The organism is Streptococcus infantis, assembly GCF_047460825.1.
Lineage (GTDB): Bacteria > Bacillota > Bacilli > Lactobacillales > Streptococcaceae > Streptococcus > Streptococcus infantis_V.
This window is the reverse complement of sequence record NZ_JASHFO010000022.1, coordinates 1-26,941: the sequence shown is the minus strand read 5'-3', so window position 1 is coordinate 26,941 and position 26,941 is coordinate 1. Positions and strand designations below refer to the sequence as shown.

Sequence of the window (26,941 nt, the reverse complement as noted above, 5' to 3'; positions counted from 1 at the left end):
AAGCAAATAAATTCCTTATTTCACAACAATGTTAACCAATTTATTTGGTACCGCAATCACCTTCACAATTTCCTTGCCATCGATCTCTGCCTTAACTTTTTCGTTAGCCAGAGCCACTTCTTGCAATTCTTCGCGTGAAAGGTCCTTCGCAACCATGAGTTTGGCACGGACTTTTCCTTTGATTTGGACGACGATTTCAATTTCATCTTCAACCAATTTGCTTTCGTCCCATGTTGGCCAAGCTACGTAAGAGATAGACTCACCTGTTGCTGCCACTGTTTGCCAGAGTTCTTCTGCCAAGTGAGGCGCAAATGGAGCGATCAATTGGATAAAGCCTTTGGCGTAATCCACATAGAGTTTGTCTTCCTTGTTAGCTGCGTTGACAAAGACCATGAGCTGGGCAATGGCTGTGTTGAATTTCATAGACTCGATTTGCTCAGTAACAGATTTAACGGTTTCATTGTATACCTTATCAAGAGCGCCATTGTTTTCCGCAACGATTTCTTTACTTGTAATCAAACGGTAAACACGGTCAAGGAATTTACGGCTTCCTTCCAGACCTTCTTCTGACCAAGCGATCGAAGCATCGAGTGGTCCCATGAACATTTCATAGACACGAAGAGTATCAGCACCGTATTGTTCCACCACATCGTCTGGGTTGACCACGTTCTTGAGGGATTTCGACATCTTGGCTGGTGCTTGTTCCAACTCTTCTCCTGTTTCCACGTGGAAGAAGGAACCGTCACGTTTTTCAACCTTGTCAGTCGCTACAAGAGCCCCACGGTGGTCACGGTAGCTAGTCCCCAAGATCATACCTTGGTTAAAGAGTTTTTGGAATGGTTCTTTGGTTGGAACGACACCGATATCATAGAGGAATTTATGCCAGAAACGAGCGTAAAGCAAGTGAAGCACGGCATGCTCTGCACCACCCACGTAGATATCGACTGGCAACCATTGTTTGAGGAGGTCCTCATCAGCCAATTTATCTGTGTTATGTGGGTCGATATAGCGAAGGTAGTACCAGCTTGAACCCGCCCATTGTGGCATAGTATTCGTCTCACGACGACCTTTAACGCCATCTTCACGAGTCACTTCAAGCCAGTCTGTCAAGTTAGCCAGTGGGCTTTCACCAGTACCTGAAGGGCGGATGTCCTTGGTCACTGGCAAGACAAGTGGCAATTCATTTTCAGGAACAGCTGTTGAAGTTCCATCTTCCCAATGAATGATTGGGATTGGTTCACCCCAATAACGTTGACGGCTAAAGAGCCAGTCGCGGAGACGGTAAGTCACCTTCTCTTGACCACAACCTTTTTCTTCCAACCAAGCTACAATCTTGGCAATAGCATCTTCTTTGTTAAGACCGTTCAAGAATTCAGAGTTGACATGAAGACCGTCTTCTGTGTAGGCAGCTTCTGCTACGTTTCCACCTTCCAGTACTTCTACGATTGGAAGGCCAAACTGTTTGGCAAATTCCCAGTCACGTTGGTCATGGGCAGGCACAGCCATAACAGCACCTGTTCCGTAACTAGAAAGAACATAGTCGGCAATCCAGATTGGAATTTCTTTGCCGTTTACAGGGTTGATAGCATAAGCACCCGTCCAAACTCCTGTTTTTTCCTTGGCAAGGTCTGTACGAGCCAAGTCTGACTTGAGGCTAGCTTGATGTTTGTAGTCTGCTACGGCTTCAGCTTGTTCCGCACTTACGATGGCATCTACCAGTTCATGCTCAGGAGCTAAAACAGTGAAGGTCGCTCCAAAAAGAGTATCAGGACGAGTGGTAAAGACGGTGAATTCCTTGTCAGTTCCTTTCACTTTGAAGGTGACATTGGCACCTGTTGATTTACCGATCCAGTTGCGTTGCATGTCCTTGATAGACTCTGGCCAGTCAAGGTCATCCAAGTCAGTCAGCAAGCGCTCTGCATAGGCCGTGATTTTAAGCATCCATTGGCGCATTGGTTTGCGGACAACTGGATAGCCACCACGCTCAGATGTTCCATCTGGAAGAACTTCTTCGTTGGCGATGGCTGTTCCCAATTCTTCAACCCAGTTTACTGGCACTTCAGCTTCATAGGCTAAGCCTTTTTCGTAAAGCTTGGTGAAAATCCATTGCGTCCACTTGTAGTAGTTCGGATCTGTAGTATTGACTTCACGGTCCCAGTCGTAAGAGAATCCAAGCGCATTGATTTGGCGTTTGAAGTTGGCAATGTTTTCTGCTGTGAATTCCGCTGGGTCATTCCCTGTATCCATAGCGTATTGCTCAGCAGGCAAACCAAAGGCATCCCATCCCATTGGGTGAAGGACATTGTAGCCTTGCGCACGTTTAAAACGGCTGAGGATATCAGTCGCTGTGTAGCCTTCTGGGTGTCCTACGTGAAGACCCGCTCCAGATGGGTAAGGGAACATATCAAGCGCATAAAACTTAGGTTTTGAAGCGTCTGTTCCTGTCTTAAAAGTGTGATGGTCAGCCCAGTATTTTTGCCACTTAGGCTCGATTTCTTTATGATTGTAAAAACTCATAGCGTCTCTCCAATTTTCGTGATGCTCCTATTATACCATTTTTTAGAAGAATAGTGCTCTTCTTTTATTGGTTTTGAATGATATCCACTTTGAAAATTAAGTGCTTTATTTGCTTTTTCTTGAAAATCTATCTAAAAATTTTATCCAATGAATACAAAATCCTAATAATAGTAGAATTCTTAGCTAGTTATATAGATGCAAGATAGGGCTTTTTATGGTAGAATATAGGAAAGTGCTTTCTCAGAAGGAGGAAAATATGGACAAACAAACCATCGCTGTTTTAGGGCCTGGTTCTTGGGGTACTGCGCTGTCACAAGTTCTTAATGACAACGGACACCAAGTGCGTATCTGGGGAAATATTCCTGACCAAATTGATGAAATCAATACACAACATACTAACAAACGCTATTTTAAGGATACTGTATTAGACGAAAAAATTGTAGCCTATCATGATTTGGCAGAAGCCTTGAAGGGTGTTGATGCTGTCTTATTTGTGGTGCCAACCAAGGTGACCAGATTGGTAGCTCAACAAGTGGCTGCTGTTTTGGATCATAAAGTGGTGGTCATGCATGCTTCAAAAGGTCTCGAGCCCAATAGCCACAAACGTCTTTCAACCATTCTTGAAGAAGAAATCCCTCAAGAGTTACGTAGTGAGATTGTGGTTGTATCTGGTCCTAGCCATGCGGAAGAAACGATTGTACGCGACATTACCTTGATTACGGCTGCATCCAAGGATTTACAAACTGCTCAATATGTTCAGACACTCTTTAGTAACCACTACTTCCGCCTTTATACCAATACAGATGTTATCGGAGTGGAAACAGCTGGTGCTCTTAAAAATATTATTGCTGTTGGTGCAGGTGCCCTTCATGGACTTGGATTCGGGGATAATGCAAAAGCTGCTATTATCACGCGCGGTCTGGCAGAAATTACCCGTCTGGGGGTTAAACTTGGAGCAAATCCATTAACTTACAGTGGACTTTCTGGGGTTGGAGATTTAATCGTCACCGGAACTTCTGTCCACTCACGTAACTGGCGTGCAGGAGATGCTCTTGGGCGTGGCGAAGCCTTGGCAGATATTGAAGCAAATATGGGAATGGTCATTGAAGGAATTTCAACAACCAAAGCTGCTTACGAATTAGCACAAGAGCTAGGAGTTTATATGCCTATCACCCAAGCCATTTACCAAGTTATTTATGAAAATGTTAATATTAAGGATGCCGTTTCTGAACTCATGAGCAATGAGTTCAAGGCAGAGAACGAATGGTCTTAGTCACCGTTAGAAAGGATGCTCATGAAGCAAAAAGTTAGAAAAGCCGTTATCCCTGCTGCAGGACTTGGAACTCGTTTCCTACCAGCAACCAAAGCCTTGGCCAAAGAAATGTTGCCAATCGTCGATAAACCAACCATCCAGTTCATCGTTGAAGAAGCTCTTAAGTCTGGAATTGAGGACATTCTTGTGGTAACAGGAAAGTCAAAACGCTCTATCGAAGACCATTTCGACTCAAACTTTGAACTAGAATACAACCTCAAGGAAAAAGGAAAAACCGACCTTTTGAAACTAGTTGACGAAACAACTGGTATGCGTCTTCACTTCATCCGTCAAACACACCCACGTGGACTCGGAGATGCCGTCTTACAAGCCAAAGCTTTCGTTGGAAACGAACCCTTTGTGGTTATGCTTGGAGATGACCTCATGGATATCACTGATGACAAAGCTGTTCCATTGACCAAGCAGCTCATGAATGATTATGAGAAGACTCACGCTTCTACTATCGCCGTAATGCCTGTCCCACACGAAGAAGTTTCTTCATACGGTGTTATCGCTCCTCAGGGTGAAGGAAATGACGGTCTTTACAGTGTTGAAACCTTCGTTGAAAAACCAGCACCTGAAGACGCACCAAGTGATTTAGCTATTATCGGTCGTTACCTTCTCACACCTGAGATTTTCGGTATCCTCGAAAGTCAAAAACCTGGTGCAGGAAATGAAATTCAACTAACAGACGCTATCGATACACTTAACAAAACCCAACGAGTATTTGCTCGTGAGTTTAAAGGTTCACGTTACGATGTCGGAGACAAGTTTGGATTTATGAAGACATCCATCGAGTACGCTCTTAAACATCCACAAGTCAAAGACCACTTGAAGGACTACTTGATTGATCTTGGAAAAGAACTTTCAGGAGAAAAATAAACAATTTATCAAACAGTCAGATTTAGCTTAAATCTGGCTTTTTTGATGTCTAAATCTCAAGACCCAAGCCCTATCCAAAGCCCTGTTCTAAGCCTAATTTTTTGCAAGAGATGCTTTTATGGTATAATAATAAAGAGTGAGGAATTCTATGAACAAACATGTAACAAGAATCAAACAAAAAGGACTGGCCTTACTTGGGTCTCTAAAATTAACAATTTCTAAAATGAATACAAAGAAAAAGAGTGGAAAAAATTCTAAGAAGAAAAAGCAAACGCAAGCACCATTCGATATTTGGACTTTATTTGCCAAGATTTTACTTGGAATAAAAGCAACTTTTAACACACTTTTCATCCTAGCTTTTATTGGCGGTCTCCTTGGAACAGGGATTGCCTTGGGTTATGCTGTTTCTCTCTTTGACCAGGTTAGTGTCCCTCAAACAGAAGATTTAATCAAGCAGGTCAATAATGTTTCATCCATCTCTGAAATCCGCTATGCAGATGGTTCCATGATTAGCGCTATCGAAAATGACCTCCTTCGGACATCTGTGTCATCAGACGCTATTTCAGATAATCTCAAGCAAGCTATCGTTGCAACTGAGGATGAGCATTTTGAAGAGCACAATGGTATTGTCCCCAAAGCTATTATCCGTGCTAGTCTAGGAAATTTCATCGGACTTGGTTCTTCCAGTGGGGGATCTACCCTAACACAACAGCTCATCAAACAACAAGTAGTTGGGGATGCTCCTACGCTTGCTCGTAAAGCCAGTGAAATCGTGTATGCCTTAGCCTTGGAAAGAGCCATGAGCAAGGACGAAATCCTAACCACCTACCTCAACGTTGCACCTTTTGGACGCAATAACAAGGGACAAAATATTGCAGGTGTTGAACAAGCTGCCAAAGGGATTTTTGGGGTGGATGCAAGCAAACTAACCATTCCTCAAGCGGCTTTCCTAGCAGGTTTACCACAGAGCCCTATTTCCTACTCACCTTATGAATCTACTGGTGAGATGAAGAGCGAAGAAGATATTGAACTCGGTATTAAGCGCTCCAAAGATGTTCTCTACAATATGTATCGAACAGGAGTCCTCAGCCAGGAAGACTATGAAACCTACAAGGCTTATGACATTAAGCAAGATTTCTTGCCATCAGAAAATGCTAGCGTTACCTCTAAAGGCTTCCTCTACTTCACTGCGCTCGATGAGGCTACCAAGATTATGTATGATTATCTGGTACAAAAGGACAATGTTTCTGACCAAGAACTACAGAACGAATCTATCCGAAAATCTTATCAAGAATTGGCCGAAAAAGAAATCCAAAACGGTGGTTACCGTATTACAACTACCATCGATAAAACGATTCATACTGCTATGCAAAATGCCGTAACTAACTACGGATACCTTCTAAATGATAGCTCGGGTCAACCTGAAGTTGGGAATGTCTTGATGGACAATCAAACTGGGGCGATTTTAGGGTTTGTAGGTGGACGAGATTATCAGACCAATCAAAACAATCACGCCTTTGATACCAAGCGTTCTCCTGCCTCTACTACTAAGCCACTCTTGGCCTACGGTATTGCTATCGACCAAGGGCTTATGGGAAGTGCTAGCATCCTCTCTAACTATCCAACAAACTTCTCTAACGGAACTCCGATCATGCATGTCAACAGTCCTGGAACAGCCATGATAGATCTTAAAGAAGCTCTGAACTATTCTTGGAACATCCCAGCCTACTGGACCTACCGAATGCTCCGTGAAAAAGGGGTTGATGTCCGTTCTTATATGGAAAAAATGGGCTATGAAATCCCAGAATATGGCATTGAAAGTCTTCCTATGGGAGGAGGAATTGAAGTTACTGTAGCCCAGCATACCAATGGTTACCAAACGCTCGCTAACAATGGTACCTATCATAAGAAATACATGATCTCTAAAATTGAGAAAACGAGTGGTGAGGTTTTCTATGAACATCAAGCTAAACCCATTCAAGTTTACTCTAAAGCCACTGCAACCATTATGCAGAGTCTATTAAGAGATGTACTTTCATCCCGAGTCACTACAAGCTTCCAAACGGATCTGGCTTCTATCAATTCCAGTCTAGCAGGTGCTGACTGGATCGGAAAAACTGGTACAACCAATGAAGAAGGGGATATGTGGCTAATGGTCTCTACTCCAAGATTAACCCTTGGAGGCTGGGTCGGACATGATGACAACAGCTCTCTAGCCAAGGGAGCTTACTACCGCAATGCAAAATACATGGCTCATCTGGTAAATGCCATTCAGAAAGCAGCTCCTTCTGCTTGGGGGACAGAACGATTCAACCTTGATTCAAGTGTCACTTCATCTCAAGTCCTCAAATCAACTGGTCAAAAGCCAGGAAAGGTGACTATCAATGGGAAAGAAATTAATCTAAACGGAGAAACGGTGACTAGCTACTGGGCAAACCAAGCTGGCGCGCCAACTACCACTTATAAATTCGCTATTGGTGGAAGCGATTCAGACTACCAAAGTGCTTGGAGCACCATTTTAGGAAGTCTGCCTAAAGCATCTTCTTCCTCATCAAACAATAACAATCGTAATAATAACGGGAACAGTAATAATAGCTCAAGTTCCAATAACAGAAGCAGCAATCAACGGCGCTAACTAATACTCTTCGAAAATCAAATTCAAACCACGTCAGCTTCACCTTGCCGTACTCAAGTACAGCCTGCGGCTAGCTTCCTAGTTTGCTCTTTGATTTTCATTGAGTATAAACGTCACAATTATTGAGAGTAGGAAAGAAATGATTTTTCTCCACTCTCTTTTTTCTTTTTTCATTTCATGGTACAATAGCAACATGAATCACTATCAAAAAAATATTTTTAAGGGAACCATTTATTCTCTCCTATCTGGCTTGATCTGGGGGATCTGTGGAATCTTAGGAGAGTACTTTTTTTCACATTATCAAGTCTCTTCAGGGTGGATTACTTCTATGCGTCTACTCGTCGCAGGTAGTTTCGTAATCATCTTATCTAGTATAAAAATCCGGTTCCAGCTCTTCGAGATCTGGAAAAATCGAAACAACTACCTTCCTTTTCTCGCCTATGCTATCTTAGGGATCTTCTCCGTACAATTTTTCTTTTATCTCTGTGTGGAGTACTCCAACGCTACAACTGCAACCATCCTCCAATTTATCAGTCCTGTCTTCATTCTTATCTACAACCGCATTATCTACAAGAAAAAAGCTTCTAAAAAAGCGATCTTCTATGTTCTGACTGCTATGCTTGGGGTCTTTTTGATGGCTACCAAAGGCGATTTGTCTAAGCTATCCATCACTCCTCTTGCTTTACTGACTGGACTTCTCAGTGCCCTAGGCGTCATGTTCAATGTCATCTTACCCCAACGTTTCGCTAAAAAATACGGTTTTGTGCCAACTGTTGGCTGGGGAATGATTATCGCTGGACTTTTTAGTAATTTTCTCTACCCCGTTTATAAGATTAGCTTCCAGGTTGATGCCATCAGTATCTGTATTTGTTTGACTATTGCCTTTTTGGGAACTGCCTTTGCCTTTTTCCTATCGATGAAGGCTGTCTCTCTCGTTTCCCCATTGGTGGTGTCGGTCGTTAGCGCAAGCGAACCTCTATCTTCTGCTATCCTCAGTGTCCTTTTCCTTGGCATGGTTCTGGATGTTTTCTTGGTACTAGCCATGATTTTGATTATCGTTCCTATGATTTTCTTGTCCATTGAAGAATCTAAATCCAAGAATTAAACACCTTCTTTTAACACTTAAGGCTTCAAAATTGAAGCCTTTTTTGGTAGAATAGTAAGCATTACAAAGAGTGAGGAGACACCTATGACTGCTACAAAAATGAATGCGCAAGAAATTATCCAATTTATCGCAAATGCTGAGAAAAAGACAAGTGTAAAAGTGACCTTTGAGGGGCAACTTGCTGGAACTATCCCTGCTTCTGTTATCAAGCTTGGAAATGTTCTCTTTGGAGACTGGAAAAATATCGCTCCACTTCTTGAAGGACTTACAGAAAACAAAGACTATGTTGTTGAACAAGACGCTCGCAACTCTGCTGTACCTCTTCTTGATAAACGTGATATCAATGCTCGTATTGAGCCAGGCGCTATCATCCGTGACCAAGTTGAGATTGGTGACAACGCTGTTATCATGATGGGTGCTGTTATCAATATCGGTGCTGAAATCGGTGCTGGCACTATGATTGATATGGGAGCTATCCTTGGCGGACGTGCTATTGTCGGTAAAAATAGCCACGTTGGTGCAGGTGCTGTTCTTGCAGGCGTTATCGAGCCAGCTAGTGCTGAGCCTGTTCGTGTCGGTGACAATGTTCTCATCGGTGCTAACGCTGTGGTTATCGAAGGTGTTCAAATCGGTAGTGGTTCTGTTGTTGCAGCAGGAGCCATCGTCACTCAAGATGTTCCAGAAAATGTTGTGGTAGCAGGCGTTCCAGCTCGTGTTATCAAAGAAATCGATAGCCAAACCCAACAAAAAACAGCGCTAGAAGATGCGCTTCGCACCTTGTAATTAGTAACAGAGGCGGAAATATTTCCAGCCTCTTTATCGTATCAATAGAAGGAAATTAACTATGTTAGATTTGATTCAAACTCGACGCGATCTTCACCAAATTCCTGAGATTGGTTTAGAAGAATTCAAGACTCACGCTTATTTACTCAATGTTATTGAGAAATTAACAGCTGGTAAGGATTTTGTTCAGATTCGTACCTGGCGAACAGGTATTTTAGTTTACTTGCAGGGAAGTCACCCAGAACGTACCATCGGTTGGCGAACAGACATCGACGGACTCCCAATTGTTGAACAAACTGGTCTTCCTTTTGCCTCTCAACATCCAGATCGCATGCATGCTTGTGGGCACGACTTTCACATGACCATTGCACTTGGAAGTCTTGAACGTGCTTTAGAAAACCAACCAAAAAACAACCTCCTCTTTCTCTTCCAACCTGCGGAAGAAAATGAAGCAGGTGGTATGCTCATGTATGAAGATAATGCTTTTGGCGACTGGTTGCCTGACCAATTCTATGGACTTCATGTTCGTCCGGACTTAAAAGTTGGACAAATTGCGACCAATACCCATACACTCTTTGCAGGAACATGCGAAGTTAAGATTCGCTTTAAGGGTAAAGGAGGACACGCTGCCTTTCCACATGAAGCAAACGATGCTCTGGTTGCAGCTAGCTATTTTGTGACTCAAGTTCAGTCTGTTGTCAGCCGTAATGTCGATCCTATCGAGGGAGCTGTTGTCACTTTCGGTGTTTTTCAAGCAGGTACAACCAATAATGTCATCGCTGATACAGCTTTCTTGCATGGAACCATTCGAGCTCTCACACACAGCATGAGCCTCTTGGTTCAAAAACGTATCAAAGCTATCGCTGAAGGTGTCGCAGCTGCTTTTGATATGGATGTGGAAGTTGAACTCAAGCAGGGAGGTTATTTACCAGTCGAAAACAACCCTGAACTAGCCTGTGAATTGATGACCTTCTTTGATGAAAAAGAGGGAATTGAACTAATCGACATCGAACCTGCCATGACAGGAGAAGACTTTGGGTATCTTCTATCAAAGGTTCCTGGTGTCATGTTCTGGCTTGGAATTGATAGTCCCTATGCTCTTCACCATCCACAGATGAGTCCTAAGGAAGAAGCTCTGGCTGTCGGTGTTGAGGCTGTATCAAGCTTTTTAGCCAAGAAAGCTGCGGAGTAAACAATGAAAAAAGCCCTACGCAAGCAGGTCTTGCAAGAACTTAAGTCTCTATCCAAGGAAGAAAAGCAGAGCATGAACGATTGGCTCACAGAGCGGCTCCTTCAACATCCTTTTTATAAGGAAGCAAAAACCATCGCTACTTACCTGTCTTTTCCTCATGAATTTCAGACAGCTGAACTCATCGAACAAGCTCAAAAAGATGGGAAGACTATCCTCGTTCCCAAAACCTATCCACATGGGAAAATGGACTTGGTGCTCTATGAACCAGAGAAACTCGAAAGAAATTCTTTTGGACTTCTTGAACCACAGGGGGAAGCTATTGTCTTTGAGCCGTCTCAGATTGACTTGATCCATGTTCCTGGTTTAGCTTTCAATCCTTCTGGCTATCGGGTTGGCTATGGTGGTGGCTACTACGACCGCTACTTAGAGCAATTCTCAGGCCACAGCATTAGCACCATCTTCCCTTGTCAGATTCAAGACTTTCATCCTGATCCACACGATATTCCCGTTGAGGAGGTACTCATCTATGAAAGAAATTTTTGATCGTCGGTATCCTGCCACGAGCTTCTTTCTACTCGTGACAACCCTGGTTTTTATACTCATGTTTCTAACTAGTGGTTTCAATTACACAAGCGCAGCCACCTTGTATAAATTCGGAGCTGTTTATCCCCCAGCAATCAAGGCCATGCCTGAACAAATCTGGCGCCTATTCTCAGCAACCTTTGTCCACATTGGCTTGGAGCACTTTTTAGTCAATATGCTATCCCTTTACTTCTTGGGACGTCAGATGGAGCAAATCTTTGGCTCTAAACAGTTTTTCTTTATCTACCTTCTATCAGGTATGATGGGAAATCTCTTTGTCCTCGTTTTTAGTCCCAATGCCATTACTGTTGGTGCTTCAACTGCCCTCTATGGTATGTTCGCTTCTATTGTCGTTCTCCGTTATGCCTCACGCAATCCCTATCTTCAACAGCTCGGTCAATCCTACCTCTCCCTCTTGGTCATCAACCTAGTAGGAAGTATTTTAATGCCTGGCATCAGCCTTGCTGGACACGTAGGTGGAGCTGTCGGTGGTGCATTACTAGCTGTCGTCTTCCCAGTCCGAGGCGAACGGAAGATTTACAGCCCAGGCCAACGTGGTCTAGCAACCCTAGCCTTTATTGCTTTATCAGCCTTGATGCTTCTTGTGGGCTTGTTATAAGCTAGTCTCATTTAGGGAGTATCTTTATTTTCAAACAAAGATTAATTCACTAATCTCATATATAAAAGAAACTCTGAAAAGCTTGTTTTTATTAGCTTTCCAGAGTTTCTTTTATTTCTAGTTTTTTAAAGATCAGACGGGTATATAGATTTTTTATCAATTTGATTAGATTTTTTTATAACCCTTTTTTCATGGCAAAGTAAGCACGCATTTTTGGTGCCACTTGCGTTCCAAAGAGTTCAATGGCTTTGAGAACTTGATCATGCGGCATAGAAACAATTGGTAGGTGCAACATAAAGCGATCCAAGTCTAAATCTTCAATCATGCGGATCAACTTTTCTGCTACCTGGTCTGGATTTCCCACAAACATAGCGCCATTTGAACCAACTTGTTCCAAATATTGCTCATAGGTCATCTCCTGCCAGTGTGGACGGTCTTGGGAAATAGCATCCACCACTTGCTTGGTCGGATGGAAATAATCTTTCACTGCCTGATCGCCATCTTCAGCTATCCATCCCCAAGAATGTGCTCCCACTTTCAAGTCTTTATCAGCATGACCAGATTCACTTCCAATCTCACGATAAGCCTGAATCAATTTTTTAAAATAGCGAGGATTCCCACCGATAATCGCATAGACAATCGGTAAACCAGCCTGAGCAATCTTCACTGTTGACTCTACATGACCACCTGTCGCCACCCACAATGGCAATTTTTCCTGAACTGGACGTGGATATACTTCTTTTCCAGCAATGCTTTGTGTCAATTCTCCACGCCAGTTCACCTTGGTGTTTTCATTTGCCAGCTGAAGCAGGTCCAATTTTTCATCAAAGAGAGCTTCATAGTCTTTCAAGTCATAGCCAAACAGAGGAAAAGACTCGGTGAATGAACCACGCCCAGCCATAATCTCCGCACGACCGTTTGAAAGGGCATCGATGGTGGCATATTGTTGGAACAAACGGATGGGATCCATACTCGAGAGGATGCTGACAGCACTGGTCAAACGAATCTTCTTGGTATTCACCGCACCAGCTGCAAGAACAATCTCTGGCGCTGATACCGCAAAGTCCTCCCGATGATGCTCCCCAATGCCATACACATCCAAACCAACCTTATCAGCCAACTCTATCTCTGCCACCAACTGACGGATTCGTTCATCATGACTGTATACTTGTCCAGTCCCATTTAAGGCTGTTGTTTCACCAAATGTTGAAATTCCTAATTCTACCATACTGATTTCCTCGTTTCATTATTAGTTATTTTGGAATTTTATCACTAATTAGTTATAATAACAACGAATTTGCTTATTAAAAAAAAGTCTAGATTAACTAGACTTTCTCAGATTATTCTACTGTTACGGATTTAGCAAGGTTCCGTGGTTTGTCTACATCAAGTCCACGGTGGAGAGTTGCAAAGTAAGCGATCAATTGGGTTGGTACCACCATTGAGATTGGTGAGAGGTAAGGGTGGACCGTTGTAAGGACGATATCGTCTGTCTCTTTGGCAACATTTTCTTCTGCGATAGTAAGGACCTTAGCTCCACGCGCTGCCACTTCTTGGATATTTCCGCGAGTGTGGTTGGCAAGAATTGGGTCAGACAAGAGGGCCAAAACAGGTGTTCCATCCTCAATCAAGGCAATGGTTCCGTGCTTGAGCTCTCCAGCCGCAAAACCTTCACATTGGATGTAAGAAATCTCTTTGAGCTTGAGACTGGCTTCCATGGCTACATAGTAATCTTGACCACGTCCGATATAAAAGGCGTTGCGTGTTGTTTCAAGAAGATCACGAACCTTATTTTCAATCAGTTCTTTCTCTGAAAGGGTTGATTCGATAGACTGAGCTACGATAGACAATTCATGAACCAAGTCAAAAGCCTTGGTTTTTTCATTGCCATTTGCTTCACCGACTGCTTTTGCAAGGAAGGCAAGGGCTGCGATTTGCGCAGTATAAGCTTTGGTTGAAGCTACAGCAATTTCAGGACCTGCATGAAGCAACATAGTATGGTTGGCTTCACGTGAAAGGGTTGATCCTGGCACGTTTGTCACTGTCAAGCTTGGGATTCCCATTTCATTGGCCTTAACCAAAACCTGACGGCTGTCAGCTGTTTCACCAGATTGACTGATAAAGATGAAGAGTGGTTTCTGGCTGAGAAGTGGCATCCCATAACCCCACTCAGAGGAGATGCCCAGTTCAACTGGTGTATCCGTCAATTCTTCCAACATCTTCTTAGAAGCAAATCCAGCATGGTAAGAGGTTCCAGCTGCAAGAATGTAGATGCGGTCTGCGTCTTGAACAGCCTTGATGATAGCTGAGTCTAGGACTACTTGACCAGCTTCATCTGTGTAGGCTTGGATCAGCTTACGCATCACCGTTGGTTGCTCATCGATTTCCTTGATCATGTAGTAAGGATAAGTTCCCTTTCCGATATCAGACAAGTCAAGCTCAGCAGTATAGCTAGCACGCTCACGGCTGTTGCCATCGTAGTCTTGCACTTCAACGCTATCAGCTTTCACAATTACCAACTCTTGGTCATGGATTTCCATATATTGGTTGGTCTCACGAATCATGGCCATAGCATCTGAGCAGACCATGTTGTAGCCATCACCAAGACCAATCAAAAGTGGTGATTTGTTCTTAGCTACATAGATGACATCTGGATTTTCAGAGTCAATCAAGGCAAAGGCATAAGATCCACGGATGATGTGAAGGGATTTTTTGAAGGCTTCAAGTACTGACAAGCCGTCTTCTTCCGCAAATTTACCAATCAAGTGAACAGCGATTTCTGTATCTGTTTGTCCCTTGAAGTGGTGACCTGCCAGGTATTCTTCTTTGATTTCGAGATAGTTTTCAATCACACCATTGTGCACCAAGACAAAACGTCCTGTCTCAGAGCGGTGTGGGTGAGCATTGTCCTCCGTTGGTTTCCCGTGAGTGGCCCAACGAGTATGTCCGATACCAGTTGTTCCCTCAACACCAGCCGTTTTAGCAGACAATTCCGCAATACGACCAACCGCTTTCACCAAATGGTTCTCAGCACCACCTAGGACAAAAATCCCCGCAGAATCATAACCACGGTATTCGAGCTTTTCAAGCCCTTGAATCAAAATATCCGTTGCATTTGTATTTCCAACAACACCAACAATTCCACACATAGTATATACGGCACAGACAAGCTGTGCTTTCTCCTTCTATAAAAATGAAAGAAAATAGGTATCTGTACTTGAGTTCCCTTATTTTCTTAGCCAATTTATAAAATTGGTCTAGTCTGATTCGATAGAAAAATTATCAGCGGAGTCAGTATACAATGCTTTTTTCTGTTTATCAACCTTCAAAATATCAAAAATTGGTCTAGTTAAGAAAGGATTAAGAAAAACCTACCAACTTTTTTAGTGATAGGTTAGGATGATTGGCTTATTTTTGGATCGTCATTAATTCCAACTTATTTAAATTTGTATCCAATAATTGCATAAGTTTCACTTCATTTTTATTATTAAATGCATAACCACATATATAATTTTCCAAAGCGAAATAGTTAATATCATTGATTTTAGATTGCTTATATTTGATTTCTTTTTCTAACCATTTTTGATAAAAACAATCTTTCAAGTTTTCTTTCTCTTCATTGATTGTTTTCAAGAATTTTCGATAAGTGCTCTCAGGTCTATCTAAGCAGACTTCAATATCTACTCCAGTTACATCACCAACCGAGTATGTCAACACATGATAATCACCCGAATTTGAATAGCTGATATTACCTTCTGGCAACTCAATCAAATAACAACTTTTTTCAGAAAATGCCTTCTGAGCAATTTCCTCCGAATAGCCCAACAGCTTTAAACATCTGTAAACAAAGTAGCTTCCAGATAACAACTTTACCTTTGTTTCATCCCTACTTGCCTGATGATATCTTGCAAGTCTGTCACCAGATAAGATATTTTTGAAATTGAAATTTTTGTTTTTATATACAATGACATAATTATAGTTCTCTGTTTCTAACAAATTTCTCAATTTCAACCTCAGCTTTTTTCAATGATTCTTCTGATTCACATTTAATATTACGACTTAATTGTACTATATTATCTTTGAACATGGAATAGTGCTGTTCAAAATAATTCATAACTTCTTGAATGTTTACACTATTTGAATCTTTAACTAAGTAGGCACATTTTTTTTCACTAAATTTCTTGATATTCCAAAATTGTTCATTGAAGAACGGAATACCAATAAAAGGAATCCCCTGCGAAGCCATCGCATAGACTGTTCCTTGTCCCCCATGAATTATTGCAAACTTAATATCTTGACTTATTGTTTCAAAATCAACAAAGTCTACTACTTCAATGTGAGATCCTGGAATTTTAAGTTGCTCACCACAAGTTGTTAATACATACTGATAGTTTGTTGGTAAGGTTTGTAAAAATTCTTCTACCCACGAAGTTTTAAATGATGTTCCAAAACTAAGCAAGATTTTTTCATTTCCTTTTTCAGTATGGTTACAAAAGCCCACTCGGTCTATCAAAATAGGTCCAATACTTTTATAACAAGAATCATCCGCAAAATCATAAAATAGAGAATAATCAGCAACTAAATTCAAGTCACCTGAAAACAATTCCAAAGCATTGTTGAAAGGAGATCCTTGATACTTTTTCAAGTAGTTATTCCAACTCTTAACATTATCAGAATATGAAGTAATCAACTTTTCAACAAATTTAGCAGATAATTGACTATTCCCTCGCTTCATTTTTCCTTTAGGAAGAAGACCTTCTGCATTTTGTACAATTTCATTAATGTGTGTAGCTCCTGAAATGATCCAAATTAGGGGTGTCTTTTCTAATCTACAACTAGTAATTATGCTCAAACGGTATCCCGTTATAACAGCATCAAATTTTTCTTTACGAAGTATTTCTCTTTCGATTGAACATACACTCTCGATTTCTTCTTCAGATAAAAAATTGAAATCCGTCGAAAGCGAAAAGAAGGAAGCATAGCGACTTTTACTATAAATTTTTTTATCTTCCGAACAGTGATGTTCTACATAAGCATCGTTATCAAATAGGAACGAATAATAACGTTCTCCTATAACATGAATTTCATGACCTTGTTCAAACAGAAACTTTGCTAGTTTTGATAATCGTTGACTTTCTCCTAAATTCATCATAAAAGGCGCAAATAAAAATTTACTCATAACATCACCTATTTTTCAATCACTGCAAATGATATGCCTCCAAATTTTGAATAAGAGAGAGCCAGATAATAGCCTGGTGATAGATTGGCATTCGTAATAAAGTCCAATTCTTCACCAGCCCCATTTGATGAGAAATTAAACTGACCCTGACCAAGATTTGGAAACTGGTATTGTTCAGAAATTTTCTGTAAGAAATCATAATCTAAGCTATCGATCTTCTTACGTTCATTCCAAACAATCCCTTTAATATCTTTTGGTGATAAATGTAAGTTTGAAATAAGTTCCTTAAAAGAGCGATCAAAGATAGATGAAATTTCATGTAAAGTTTTATTACTATATTTTAATTGTTTACTACCTAGCAAAATAGGATTGTCCCCTGTTTTGTGGCGAGATAACACTTGAACTGAACAGTAATCAGCACCCACATAATCTGTACTGTTATAACCTAGTTGCTCCCACCACATTAAGCTCATATCCGTCCATTGATGTGCAGATACTAACAATACATAGTCCAATCCATCATTTTTCATCATCTCTTTGCTATATTGAATACCATCAATAGCACCAGCGTTTGTGGAAATTACAGATAATGGGCCTTTAATTTTGAACATAATAGATAACATTCCAGCGGCTGCATTCATAACTGTATAAGGGAAGCGTGATGCTGACACATGTGCATAACCCTCTGTAGTTATCTGTTTTTCAATCCCCTCTACAACATCCACCGGTCCTGATGGAGTAGTGAAAACAATCCCTACTTTTGATGTATCGATTTTCTTCATATTAATCTGGCTCGTTTCCAAGGCTTTAGCTGTTGTCACAGCCACTAATTTAGATAAATCGTCCATCTTTCTAAATTGAGCTGGATTGATTGCTTTTGGAGGAACTGCACTCTTGAAACGCAAAGCTTTAAAATCATTAAAATCACTTGCTACTTCCTCATATTGTACAAATGAACTATGATCTTTTTGAAGGGAACTTGCAGACCCTAATATGGCTAACTTCAAGTCTTTCTCAGGTGCGAAAGTTTCTAACGATGAATCCAATGAAGCTAGCAATACTCCACTATTATTGCCACCAAAAGCAAAAGAGAAATTTAAGACATTTTTAATGTTGTGTTTCTTCTTTTTGTTGTAAACAAAATTTTGAGGAAAATCGTCAGTTCCAATAACGTTCCTTGTTGCTGGCACGTACTGTTCTTCAATAGCAGCTATACAATTAATTAACTCAATAATCCCTGCAGCCCCTAAAGTATGACCAGTCTGACCTTTGGTACTGCTAATTAAAGTTGTTTGAGGGAAAAGTTTTGTATACATATTCTTCTCCATCTTATCATTAGCTTGTGTCCCAGTTCCATGTCCATTGATATAATCAATATCTTTGAATTCAATCCCAGCTTTAGCAACCAATTGCTTGGCAATTTGCGCAGCTCCTTCACCTGTCGGCTTTGGCGCGGTAATATGATAAGCGTCGGAAGTAATTAAACCTCCAATAATTTTCCCGTATTTAGCTAAGGCCTTTTCTTTTACAAGTACAACAAATCCTGCTCCTTCACCAAGATTGATTCCTTTACCAGAGGAATACGGTTGACAAGGCATTTCTACATTGATAGCTCCCAAAGATGTAAACCCTGCTAAAGAAATATCACTTAATTCATCACATCCCCCACAAATTGCCAGATCACATTCCCCATCTTGTAATAATTGTGTCCCTAAGATGACAGCATTATTACTAGCAGAACATGCTGTAGAAATTACATATGATGCACCCACAATTCCATGATAAGCCATCAGCTCATCAGCAATATGATGAACAGAAGTTTTTTCTAAGAGTTCAGCTTCTACTTGGAGATCCCCAGATTCAAAGCGGTAGAGTGCTTCTTGTCCGGCAACTTTCCCACCTAATGAAGTTCCTAAACAAACCGCAATATTTTTATAGTTCTCTAAATTAACACCTGAAGAAGCTAATGCTTCTTCAAATGCCTTGAATGCAAATTTAAAATTTCTAGTTTCGTCTTGGTATTGTTTCGGAACTTTCGGATCGTATTGCACTTTTCCTGTATAAGATTCTAAAACAAATCCATGATTTTCATAAGAATTTCTGGAAATCCCTTCTTTTAATTCAAATAGGTTTTCCTTGTGTTCCTCATAGTTTTTCCCAAGAGAAGAAACAATTCCAACTCCACTAATGTATACACTCATTCTTTTGTCCAACTTTCTGGGATTTTATACGGACTCGAAATGGTTTGTAATAGCTCCCCATTTTCCGTAACAAATGTAACTCCTGCGTGAGCATATTCTTTGTCGATAATCATTAATCCAAGATAATTATTTAATGAATTACACTGATCCGCAGACCAACAAACTTTACCTACAATCTCGTTATCGAAAATTACCTGTGTTCCTGCCGCTACTGATTTATCTGTTTTAAAACCAATGCTCTTAAAATTTGTGGCATTAATACTTTCTAATAAATTTTCACGCCCTTTAAATTCTTCTTTGGTAAAATCTAAATTCCAAGAATAACCTAATTCATATAACGAATAATTTTCTTGCTGATAAATGGCTTGAATCGGCTGCCCCACCTCAAATCGTAGATAAGCATCTAACTCTTTTCCATACTTAGGAATACCCTTACAAACTTTTTCAACAAATTCATCAAATACTTCTGTTGGCAAGAAAAATTGATAACCAAACTCTCCTGAAAAACCAAATCGAACTAAATATCCACTCTGATTTTCAAAGGTCATTTCTACTCCTGATCGAAAATTCAATGTAGAGATATCATACTCATAGAATTTTTGAGCAATTTCACCGGATTTTTTTCCTTCTACTTGAAGCATCTTGTAATCTGCAGAAATTTCGGTGAGCGTGTAATCAAAATTAGAATTATCAAAGTAACTTTCTAGTTCTTTATGACTGGCAAGCCAATATTTATCATCAAACTTATAGTAAGTCACTTCGTCATATACTGTTCCATCCTCATTCAGTAAAAAAGTATAACCACAGGTATCTGTGTCTACAAATACGATATTTTTAGGTAAGAAAGTATCTAAAACTTCTTCATATTCCTCACCAGCAATTTCATAAAGGAAACCATCATAAATTTTATATGCTTTGTCTGTTCTTAATGTATCATAAATTGTATTCATTTTCTTCACTCCTTTTATATTCTGTGATACTTATATTAGTAGGATAAGATGATCTTGTTGTAAATATACATCTTACTTTTAAATTGTTATTTTCTCTGTAGGAATAAAATATTCCTTTCTTTGCAAAAAACTCTAAGTATCTATCTTGGTGTCTATCATACACCAGCAACCTTTCTATATTTTCTAAAATATGTGATTTATTTTCATAGGCAAAACGCCTACCACAACTAACCTGTTCAATCCCTCCTCTAATCTTGTAATCAAACGAAATCGAATACAAGTCACTACCTAATGGAACATTATCTTTTGGTAAAGTAATTTGATTATGGGATAAGACTAAATTTGTTGCAGGATATATTTCCCTATTAGCTATTACCCTTTTCCCCCCATAATTACGCTCTTCTTCTATGCCTGCATGGAGAACACAATTTAGCAATTCGCTTGTTGTTTTTTGATAATTTAGAGGAGGACCGTACTCTTCTGAATTAATCCCACTTTCTATTCGGGAAACTCGAGATATGGTGAAATGATAAACTAAATCAGTTAAATCAGTGCTCTCTATAACAGAAAGAGGCCTAAATTGCATTTGATTACTACCTTTTCCAAATGGAGTATAACGAATTTCCTTCTCCTCATCTGGAATATAGTAGCTAAATGTCTTTTCTTCAAAATCATCCGCTCTAATAAAATCATCATGCTCTATTGGATTACTCCCCGGTGTATAAGCTTGATAAACTCCTGCGTTCTCAATCAAGTACTCTTGGCAATGTATTTTGAAGCCTTGCTTCAGTAGTTCTGGGAAAAACTTCCTAGCCTTAGTATTAAACAGATAAGAACAAAATACCCTTTCGTTATCAATAAATTCAATATTTTTAGTGATAGAAAGCCCTTGATGCTTTAACTGAATCTTAATATTATCCACTCCTTCTTTCACCCTTATACGAGCTTCTGGCGGACGACTAAATAGTAGAAAACTGTCTTCAAAAATAATTCTACCTTCTCTACTAAAAATAAGATTGCCATCAGGTGTGACTGATAAATCATATCCTTGAAAAGTATTTTTTAGAATGATATTCTTGTGTGAACTCTGATTTTTTAACCTTTCTAGTTGAACGTCAATATTACCGTCCTCAGTAACTATACTAGCTTGAATAGAACATTTATTGCTTCGTTTTCTAATTTTAACACTAGATTTCTCTCTAGTTAAAATTACAAAACCATATTTTACAAATTTAACTCGAACCTCTCTCACTCTATCTGACAGAAAATCTACCCGTAAGATATACTGATCATCTATACTCATAATTTCAAGTTTAAATAAATCCATTTTCAAGTAATATGGTAAAGTAGCAGTATCTTGCACCCTAAATACTATCTCTTCTTCAGAAATAATTGTTTTAATTTCAGTTTCTTTCTGAGAAAAATTTTCCACTTCATCTAGAATCTTGAATGTAGACAGATCATACTCTTTCCCATGATATTTTGAGATTCGAAACGTCCTCATTAGCTTAGGTAAATTACTACGCAAGGAACGATGATGTAAAAAATCTTCATAAGTTTCATGATATTCTTTGAATCCATTTAACTTTGATAAAGATAATGATGGCTTATTATATTTACTGATTTCTGTATAAAGATTTGAAAACCCTAGCTGAGTTATCCTCTCTAAAATATTTTTGTAGAGAAAAGATATTGCTTGTCCACTACGATTTTTTGAATCAATTAGAAGGTATCCACTAAAACTACTATCTTTGTCCAGACACTCATGTGTTATAAATTTGAAGAAGGCTGACGTCCCTATCAATTTATCATGATCCTTTAACAAAAATAAATTTGAAACTTCCTTGATTTTCATAGTCAAATCTAAATCACGTACTGATAATGGAACCCCATTTGAAAATTGATAAACCTGATTTTTATTATACAGTTCAACTATTTCTTCATAGTCTTTTAAAGTAGCTTCCGAAATCTTCAATTTACTATCTTTATTCATTTCTTAACCTTTTTAATAAAAAAGCGGAGCGTGAATAGTGCAACAATAATAATTGAAATATAAACTAACATAAATTGATTAGAGAGATGATTCCCGCTTGCATTTTGCAATATTACTCCATAAGATTCCTTGTATTCATTTATCACCGAACTTGGGGCATCATTAAATACTTGAGCGATTGAATTTTTCATCAAAACTTGTTTTAAAAGTGCATTCACTTGTGTCATAGGAAACCAAGTCATAACTTGTTGCAAAGTTTCTCCAACCGATCCGATAGAAAGATAAACTCCTGAAATAAATCCGATAAAGGTTCCAACTATTGTACTTAAAGTGGTAAACGCTGAACTTGTTTGAATAAAAGTTAAGATAGGAAGAATAATAGAAGCTGACAATACTGTTGATAAACTAATAATTCCAAAAATCGTTAGATAGTCTTTAGCTGAATAATCCAGCAAGGAAGCAAAACCATTGAAAATCCCAATCGCAAAAACACAAGAGAACATGGTAAGAATAATCCCAAACAGTATTGCAAAAATAGCATATGATAGTTCAACTTTGAAATTAGAAATGGGACTAACCTTGAAATCTTCACTTAGTTTCTTCTCTTTATCTGAAACCATTACTCCAAATGCTCCTAAAGTACTGGTCATAGAAATAATAGTCGTCAAACCTGATATCAACCAATAGTTTACCATCTTAATAGTATCACTCGAAGCAGTATCGCTACCTAACGCCTCTTTAACTGCATCAATCTGGATTTGTCCTAGAAAGACTTGATAAACTAAAATTAAGATAATAACTGATAAGAATGACATAAAAAATGCTAGACGATCTCGTGTATATACTTTCCTATTTCTAGAAATTAGCTCAAACATTCATTTCTCCTCCCGTTTCTTTTAATAAATTCAAATAAGCCGCCTCCAAGTTTGAATATTCAACATTAAATGCTTCAATAATAGACTTATCTTGGTTTTCAGAAATAATTTCCATCATTTCTTCAACAGAAACATTTTTAAAAACAATTTCTCTTTCTGACAAAACTTGACATTTGTTCACAAATTGTGATACTGACAGTGATTTTACAGACTGTCCTTCTTTTAAGAGCAAATTTAAGTTAGTTGTCGAATGCTTTTCGATAAAAGTGGCAATATCTCCCGAATAATAAAGATTACCAGAAATCAAAACATAAAGAATATCACATCCGGCCATTTCTTCAAGGTAATGAGTAATTAGAACTACCGTCATATTATCTTTCTTATTCAACCGATTAATGGCATCCCATAAATCATGTCGAGATTGTGGATCTAAACCAGTAGTCGGCTCGTCCAGCAGTAAAAGTGATGGTTTAGGCAGTAAAGCACGAGCGATATCTACTTTGCGTTTCTGACCACCCGATAAACTCCCGTATCTCTTGTTTTTAATAGATGCAACATCTAGATAGTTTTGTAATTCCCTAATCCTCTCCATGACCTTAGCCTCTGATAAACCATACAAGGCACCTCTAGATACCAAGTTTTCTTCTACCGTTAAATTGTCATCCAAACGATTGCTTTGAAAAACGATTCCGATATGGCGATAAAAGTCTTTCACGGATAGAGGACGTCCATTAATTTCCCAGCTAATATCTCCTGAGCTCTGTTTAAAATTTTGAATTAGGAGATTAAAGAGAGTTGTTTTTCCAGCACCATTTGGCCCAAGAAGACCATAGAACTTACCTTCTTCTAAAATTAAATCAATTCCCTTTAAAGCTTCAAAAGAGCCATAGTTTTTCTTAATATTTTTTAATCTAATTTCCATTTTCTGATACTAACATCCTTCCTGAAGCGACCTCTTTTTTATTTTCATCCTGAATAACAACATGAATCTCTAAAAGTTGCCCTAATTTTGATTGAGATTTACAAATGATATTGAGCTGATCTCCTGGAGTCACTATTTTTTTAAATTTAAAATTCTTTACACTTGCTAAGTATCCTACTTTTTCCGCAATATCTTCTCCTGACAAATCTTTCATAACAACTCCATCATTTCCAAGTGAGTCTAAAATATATAGCAAAGCAGATGACTGCGCCGCCATTTCAATCATTAATACTCCTGGAACAATTGGACGACCAGGGAAGTGACCTTGAAAATATGGTTCATTGATAGTAATATTTTTACGGCACTCAATAATACCCTTTTTATACTTTTGAACTCTGTCCACTAATAAAAACGGATAGCGATGAGGCAACATTCGAATAATTTCTTCGCTATTAATTTTCACAAATAATATCCTCACTATTTTCGATCACAAAATCTGCAAGTTTGTTAATAGATGATAAAACAGCCATATCATCATCATTCAATTCCACCCCAAAAGTTGTTGAAATACCAATAGATAGTTCCAAAGCATCAATAGAATCTAGTTCTAATCCTCTACCAAACAAAGGCTGATCGTTCATAATAAGTTCTTTATCAATATCCAACATCAAAGAATCTATTAAGATTTCTTTAATCTCATCTACAACTTCCTGGCGTGTTTTAATTACTTTGCGTTCTTCATTCCAATTAATCATTAATCATTCCTCCATCAATTACAAAATTTTTTCCTGTGATATAATCTGCTTTTTCGCTGGCTAAAAATGCCACTACCCATGCAACCTCTTCTGGTCGACCAAATCTTTTCAATGGGATAATATGTTCTTTAATTTCCTCTTTATTTTGTAGTTCACTTGTCATATCTGTTTCAATAAATCCTGGGCTCACGCAATTAATATTTATTCTATCTTGAGCAAACTCTTTTGCCAGAGTTTTCGTAACAGAAACAATTGCTCCTTTTGTCGCTGAATAATTAGCCTGTCCCACCTGGCCAGCTACACCGCTAGTTGAAGATATATTAATAACCTTACCTTGTATCCGCTTAGCCTTCATAATTTTAAGAACAGCTTTACTCATATTAACTAATCCCATTAGATTAATATTGACGACATCCATCCATTTTTCTTCTGACATCATTAAGAAATACCCATCCCTAATAATACCGGCGTTATTTACTAAACAATCAATACGACCATAGGTACGGTATATTTTGCTCACCATTCGTTGAACAGCTTTAGAATCTGAAATATCACACTTACAGACATCTAAACCGGGTAACTGTTGAGTTAATTCAAGCGCTTTCGCATCATTGCTATTATATACAGCTATTACTTGATATCCCTCATTATATAGTTCCTCAGTTATTGACTTTCCAATACCACGAGTCCCTCCAGTGACAATTGCAACTTTCATCCAAATCCCTTCTCTCTTTTTCTCAATTTTTGCATCTGTTTCGTAATAAATTTATTTGGTGAAACGTCTTTAACTTCCTTGCTTTCCCCTAAAATTTTCTCCATAATTTTTTTCCAATTAAAAGTATTATTCCATTGATACAAAAGTTCTTCATTCAGATTTTCACAATGAAAAATATATTCATAAGAATCATTTTGTACGATATTTAATTCCTCTACTAACTTTGCATATTGATCAGTAAATGGATTTAAAAATTCCGTATGATATGGTGCTTTTACACCTAATTTTCTCAGTTTATATAATTGTTTTTCCGAAGTAGCAATACTCTCCAAAAGATCACTATCTTCCTCATTCATTGCAATCACACCTGAGTTCTCATCAGTTATAATAGCCAATTTTACTTTTTTATAACACTGATCTAGTACTTTTTGGTAAAAATAATCTAAATTTTCTGTCATTAATAACCAAAGTTCTTCTTTATATTGTAAATCTTTAATCAGTTGAGCCCGTTTCTTGATAAAATACACAATATCTGGGAAGCTTGCACTTCTACTAGCTAATAATACATTAAAAATACCTGCACTATGAGCAGAAAATACAGTACCTGGTACTAATTCTTCATGATTTGTTGACCATTCATTATAAAGAAAGTTCGCAAGCATCGATGCATGAACATCATTTAGTTCTACTGTTTTACTTAAAATTCCCTGCATCAACATATAGGATTCTTCATCATTTTTTTTCAAGCTCAATAAGATTTTTTGACCTTTTTCTGTTTTTATCATCTGATATAGATGCTTCAACTGGACATTTCCTTGCCCACCATATATAACTACTGAAGTCATATCTCCATCCTTTCCATCAATAATATCGGTTTATTGTAATCGACAATGCTTCCATTTTTGCAATAGGTTTTTACAACTCTCACATCTCCAAAGCAACTATATTCATACGAGATCCCTAAAAATAAAATCTTCAACAAGATATCACCTTTATGGTAGATTCCTCCTTCAACAAGTTCATCGGAATACTCTATTCTTCCAACTAAATATGTTGACAATAAATTTCGATTTTTAATTCGTGTATCGTACAAACCATACTGTTCATCAGAAAGCTTCTCGTTTTTGCATAAAATATTTGATTGTACCATATACATGCCTCAACATTTTATTGTTGTTCTTTTATCACTATTTGTGCATTTTCATGAATCGTTCCCAATAAAATCTGCTTTTCACTTTTACTACTAATCATTGTTAATGTTATTAATCCCCCATCCACCCATACAGATACCAATCGATCCTGCTCGGTTGGATTTTTTAAAGTGAGATAAGAGACTCGCTCTGATTTTTTTTCAATACTACTTTCAATCACCTTATCCACCACCTAAAAAACTTGTTTTTAACATTGCTTCTTCCTTTCTTTGTACTATTAGTTTATGTAGTTTCTATACATTAATTTAAGGACTCATGTCCAAATTATTATTTCCAAAATGTGAATAAACTTAGAAAATAAAACATTGTTTCTTCCTTTCTTCTACTGTGTTAACAGTATATCTAATTACTAGACTTTAGCGTGAGGACATTCATGTCTAAAAATCTATTTCCAAAATGTGAATAAACTTAGAAAATAAAACATTGTTTCTTCCTTTCTTCTACTGTGTTAACAGTATATCTAATTACTAGACTTTAGCGTGAGGACATTCATGTCTAAAAATCTATTTCCAA

Annotated in this window: 24 protein-coding genes; 8 read left to right on the top strand and 16 right to left on the bottom strand. The window is 38.5% G+C overall.

Annotated elements, in window-relative coordinates; genetic code table 11:
- Positions 1-15: 15 nt before the first annotated feature.
- Positions 16-2,517, bottom strand: coding sequence for a leucine--tRNA ligase (gene leuS / locus QM911_RS07310; protein WP_414313571.1), 2,502 nt, complete (start codon positions 2,515-2,517; stop codon positions 16-18).
- A 256-nt stretch (positions 2,518-2,773) separates the two neighbouring features.
- On the opposite strand from leuS, the gene QM911_RS07305 reads away from it, so the two are divergent.
- The 8 genes from QM911_RS07305 (at position 2,774) to QM911_RS07270 (ending at position 11,627) form a co-directional block, all read left to right on the top strand.
- Positions 2,774-3,790 (top strand): NAD(P)H-dependent glycerol-3-phosphate dehydrogenase, encoded by a 1,017-nt coding sequence (locus tag QM911_RS07305; RefSeq protein WP_414313570.1) that lies wholly within the window; start codon positions 2,774-2,776, stop codon positions 3,788-3,790.
- A 21-nt stretch (positions 3,791-3,811) separates the two neighbouring features.
- A complete protein-coding gene (galU, locus tag QM911_RS07300) occupies positions 3,812-4,711 on the top strand; it encodes a UTP--glucose-1-phosphate uridylyltransferase GalU (RefSeq protein ID WP_061863489.1) in 900 nt (299 codons plus the stop codon).
- A 148-nt stretch (positions 4,712-4,859) separates the two neighbouring features.
- Positions 4,860-7,346: a penicillin-binding protein PBP1B gene (gene pbp1b / locus QM911_RS07295; RefSeq protein WP_414313569.1), complete on the top strand. Its 2,487-nt coding sequence runs from the start codon at positions 4,860-4,862 to the stop codon at positions 7,344-7,346.
- Positions 7,347-7,539: 193 nt separating this feature from the next.
- The gene (locus tag QM911_RS07290) at positions 7,540-8,451 is read left to right on the top strand and encodes a DMT family transporter (RefSeq protein WP_414313568.1); all 912 of its coding nucleotides are present in this window, start codon (positions 7,540-7,542) and stop codon (positions 8,449-8,451) included.
- 84 nt (positions 8,452-8,535) lie between these two features.
- Positions 8,536-9,234: a 2,3,4,5-tetrahydropyridine-2,6-dicarboxylate N-acetyltransferase gene (gene dapD / locus QM911_RS07285; protein ID WP_414313567.1), complete on the top strand. Its 699-nt coding sequence runs from the start codon at positions 8,536-8,538 to the stop codon at positions 9,232-9,234.
- Positions 9,235-9,295: 61 nt separating this feature from the next.
- Positions 9,296-10,426 carry an N-acetyldiaminopimelate deacetylase gene (locus QM911_RS07280; protein WP_414313566.1) on the top strand — a complete coding sequence of 377 codons (1,131 nt, stop codon included), beginning with the start codon at positions 9,296-9,298 and terminating at the stop codon, positions 10,424-10,426.
- 3 nt (positions 10,427-10,429) lie between these two features.
- Positions 10,430-10,969, top strand: coding sequence for a 5-formyltetrahydrofolate cyclo-ligase (locus QM911_RS07275; protein WP_414313565.1), 540 nt, complete (start codon positions 10,430-10,432; stop codon positions 10,967-10,969).
- Entirely contained in the window at positions 10,953-11,627 is a 675-nt protein-coding gene (locus QM911_RS07270; protein WP_414313564.1) for a rhomboid family intramembrane serine protease, read from the top strand. The genes QM911_RS07275 and QM911_RS07270 overlap by 17 nt, the downstream gene beginning before the upstream one ends.
- Before the next feature lie 175 nt (positions 11,628-11,802).
- Here the strand turns inward: QM911_RS07270 and QM911_RS07265 are convergent, their stop codons facing one another.
- From QM911_RS07265 to QM911_RS07195, 15 genes are all read right to left on the bottom strand, one after another.
- Positions 11,803-12,855: an LLM class flavin-dependent oxidoreductase gene (locus QM911_RS07265; RefSeq protein ID WP_414313563.1), complete on the bottom strand. Its 1,053-nt coding sequence runs from the start codon at positions 12,853-12,855 to the stop codon at positions 11,803-11,805.
- 112 nt (positions 12,856-12,967) lie between these two features.
- Positions 12,968-14,776 (bottom strand): glutamine--fructose-6-phosphate transaminase (isomerizing), encoded by a 1,809-nt coding sequence (gene glmS / locus QM911_RS07260; RefSeq protein ID WP_414313562.1) that lies wholly within the window; start codon positions 14,774-14,776, stop codon positions 12,968-12,970.
- A gap of 259 nt (positions 14,777-15,035) precedes the next feature.
- Entirely contained in the window at positions 15,036-15,623 is a 588-nt protein-coding gene (locus tag QM911_RS07255; protein ID WP_414313561.1) for a CylK protein, read from the bottom strand.
- A complete protein-coding gene (locus QM911_RS07250) occupies positions 15,601-16,806 on the bottom strand; it encodes a glycosyltransferase (protein WP_414313560.1) in 1,206 nt (401 codons plus the stop codon). Before QM911_RS07250 ends, QM911_RS07255 begins: the two co-directional genes overlap by 23 nt.
- Positions 16,807-16,814: 8 nt before the next feature.
- On the bottom strand, positions 16,815-19,007 hold the full coding sequence (locus QM911_RS07245; protein WP_414313559.1) for a beta-ketoacyl synthase N-terminal-like domain-containing protein: 2,193 nt from the start codon (positions 19,005-19,007) through the stop codon (positions 16,815-16,817).
- Positions 19,004-19,957 (bottom strand): aminomethyl transferase family protein, encoded by a 954-nt coding sequence (locus QM911_RS07240; protein WP_414313558.1) that lies wholly within the window; start codon positions 19,955-19,957, stop codon positions 19,004-19,006. The genes QM911_RS07245 and QM911_RS07240 overlap by 4 nt, the downstream gene beginning before the upstream one ends.
- Positions 19,941-21,950: a cylE protein gene (locus QM911_RS07235; RefSeq protein ID WP_414313557.1), complete on the bottom strand. Its 2,010-nt coding sequence runs from the start codon at positions 21,948-21,950 to the stop codon at positions 19,941-19,943. Before QM911_RS07235 ends, QM911_RS07240 begins: the two co-directional genes overlap by 17 nt.
- Positions 21,947-22,825 carry an ABC transporter permease gene (locus QM911_RS07230; RefSeq protein WP_414313556.1) on the bottom strand — a complete coding sequence of 293 codons (879 nt, stop codon included), beginning with the start codon at positions 22,823-22,825 and terminating at the stop codon, positions 21,947-21,949. The genes QM911_RS07235 and QM911_RS07230 overlap by 4 nt, the downstream gene beginning before the upstream one ends.
- Positions 22,818-23,747, bottom strand: coding sequence for an ABC transporter ATP-binding protein (locus QM911_RS07225; RefSeq protein ID WP_414313555.1), 930 nt, complete (start codon positions 23,745-23,747; stop codon positions 22,818-22,820). The genes QM911_RS07230 and QM911_RS07225 overlap by 8 nt, the downstream gene beginning before the upstream one ends.
- Complete coding sequence (gene fabZ, locus QM911_RS07220) at positions 23,737-24,210, bottom strand: 3-hydroxyacyl-ACP dehydratase FabZ (RefSeq protein ID WP_414313554.1); 474 nt, start codon at positions 24,208-24,210, stop codon at positions 23,737-23,739. Before fabZ ends, QM911_RS07225 begins: the two co-directional genes overlap by 11 nt.
- The gene (locus tag QM911_RS07215) at positions 24,200-24,502 is read right to left on the bottom strand and encodes a phosphopantetheine-binding protein (protein ID WP_414313553.1); all 303 of its coding nucleotides are present in this window, start codon (positions 24,500-24,502) and stop codon (positions 24,200-24,202) included. The genes fabZ and QM911_RS07215 overlap by 11 nt, the downstream gene beginning before the upstream one ends.
- On the bottom strand, positions 24,495-25,217 hold the full coding sequence (gene fabG / locus QM911_RS07210) for a 3-oxoacyl-ACP reductase FabG (RefSeq protein WP_414313552.1): 723 nt from the start codon (positions 25,215-25,217) through the stop codon (positions 24,495-24,497). Before fabG ends, QM911_RS07215 begins: the two co-directional genes overlap by 8 nt.
- Positions 25,214-26,062 carry a CylD gene (locus QM911_RS07205; RefSeq protein WP_414313551.1) on the bottom strand — a complete coding sequence of 283 codons (849 nt, stop codon included), beginning with the start codon at positions 26,060-26,062 and terminating at the stop codon, positions 25,214-25,216. Before QM911_RS07205 ends, fabG begins: the two co-directional genes overlap by 4 nt.
- The gene (locus tag QM911_RS07200) at positions 26,059-26,367 is read right to left on the bottom strand and encodes a cylX protein (protein ID WP_414313550.1); all 309 of its coding nucleotides are present in this window, start codon (positions 26,365-26,367) and stop codon (positions 26,059-26,061) included. The genes QM911_RS07205 and QM911_RS07200 overlap by 4 nt, the downstream gene beginning before the upstream one ends.
- Positions 26,368-26,384: 17 nt before the next feature.
- Entirely contained in the window at positions 26,385-26,588 is a 204-nt protein-coding gene (locus QM911_RS07195) for a hypothetical protein (RefSeq protein ID WP_414313549.1), read from the bottom strand.
- Positions 26,589-26,941 lie beyond the last annotated feature (353 nt).

What these genes read in the sequence shown, in the direction of transcription:
- QM911_RS07275 (WP_414313565.1), top strand. Translation starts at nt 10,430, where the DNA reads ATGAAAAAAGCCCTACGCAAGCAGGTCTTGCAAGAACTTAAGTCTCTA.
- QM911_RS07305 (WP_414313570.1), top strand. Translation starts at nt 2,774, where the DNA reads ATGGACAAACAAACCATCGCTGTTTTAGGGCCTGGTTCTTGGGGTACT.
- QM911_RS07225 (WP_414313555.1), bottom strand. Translation starts at nt 23,747, where the DNA reads ATGGAAATTAGATTAAAAAATATTAAGAAAAACTATGGCTCTTTTGAA.
- QM911_RS07245 (WP_414313559.1), bottom strand. Translation starts at nt 19,007, where the DNA reads ATGAGTGTATACATTAGTGGAGTTGGAATTGTTTCTTCTCTTGGGAAA.
- QM911_RS07200 (WP_414313550.1), bottom strand. Translation starts at nt 26,367, where the DNA reads ATGGTACAATCAAATATTTTATGCAAAAACGAGAAGCTTTCTGATGAA.
- QM911_RS07205 (WP_414313551.1), bottom strand. Translation starts at nt 26,062, where the DNA reads ATGACTTCAGTAGTTATATATGGTGGGCAAGGAAATGTCCAGTTGAAG.
- leuS (WP_414313571.1), bottom strand. Translation starts at nt 2,517, where the DNA reads ATGAGTTTTTACAATCATAAAGAAATCGAGCCTAAGTGGCAAAAATAC.
- QM911_RS07230 (WP_414313556.1), bottom strand. Translation starts at nt 22,825, where the DNA reads ATGTTTGAGCTAATTTCTAGAAATAGGAAAGTATATACACGAGATCGT.
- QM911_RS07235 (WP_414313557.1), bottom strand. Translation starts at nt 21,950, where the DNA reads ATGAATAAAGATAGTAAATTGAAGATTTCGGAAGCTACTTTAAAAGAC.
- QM911_RS07215 (WP_414313553.1), bottom strand. Translation starts at nt 24,502, where the DNA reads ATGATTAATTGGAATGAAGAACGCAAAGTAATTAAAACACGCCAGGAA.
- glmS (WP_414313562.1), bottom strand. Translation starts at nt 14,776, where the DNA reads ATGTGTGGAATTGTTGGTGTTGTTGGAAATACAAATGCAACGGATATT.
- QM911_RS07280 (WP_414313566.1), top strand. Translation starts at nt 9,296, where the DNA reads ATGTTAGATTTGATTCAAACTCGACGCGATCTTCACCAAATTCCTGAG.
- QM911_RS07270 (WP_414313564.1), top strand. Translation starts at nt 10,953, where the DNA reads ATGAAAGAAATTTTTGATCGTCGGTATCCTGCCACGAGCTTCTTTCTA.
- pbp1b (WP_414313569.1), top strand. Translation starts at nt 4,860, where the DNA reads ATGAACAAACATGTAACAAGAATCAAACAAAAAGGACTGGCCTTACTT.
- fabG (WP_414313552.1), bottom strand. Translation starts at nt 25,217, where the DNA reads ATGAAAGTTGCAATTGTCACTGGAGGGACTCGTGGTATTGGAAAGTCA.
- QM911_RS07265 (WP_414313563.1), bottom strand. Translation starts at nt 12,855, where the DNA reads ATGGTAGAATTAGGAATTTCAACATTTGGTGAAACAACAGCCTTAAAT.
- galU (WP_061863489.1), top strand. Translation starts at nt 3,812, where the DNA reads ATGAAGCAAAAAGTTAGAAAAGCCGTTATCCCTGCTGCAGGACTTGGA.
- QM911_RS07290 (WP_414313568.1), top strand. Translation starts at nt 7,540, where the DNA reads ATGAATCACTATCAAAAAAATATTTTTAAGGGAACCATTTATTCTCTC.
- QM911_RS07250 (WP_414313560.1), bottom strand. Translation starts at nt 16,806, where the DNA reads ATGAGTAAATTTTTATTTGCGCCTTTTATGATGAATTTAGGAGAAAGT.
- dapD (WP_414313567.1), top strand. Translation starts at nt 8,536, where the DNA reads ATGACTGCTACAAAAATGAATGCGCAAGAAATTATCCAATTTATCGCA.
- QM911_RS07240 (WP_414313558.1), bottom strand. Translation starts at nt 19,957, where the DNA reads ATGAATACAATTTATGATACATTAAGAACAGACAAAGCATATAAAATT.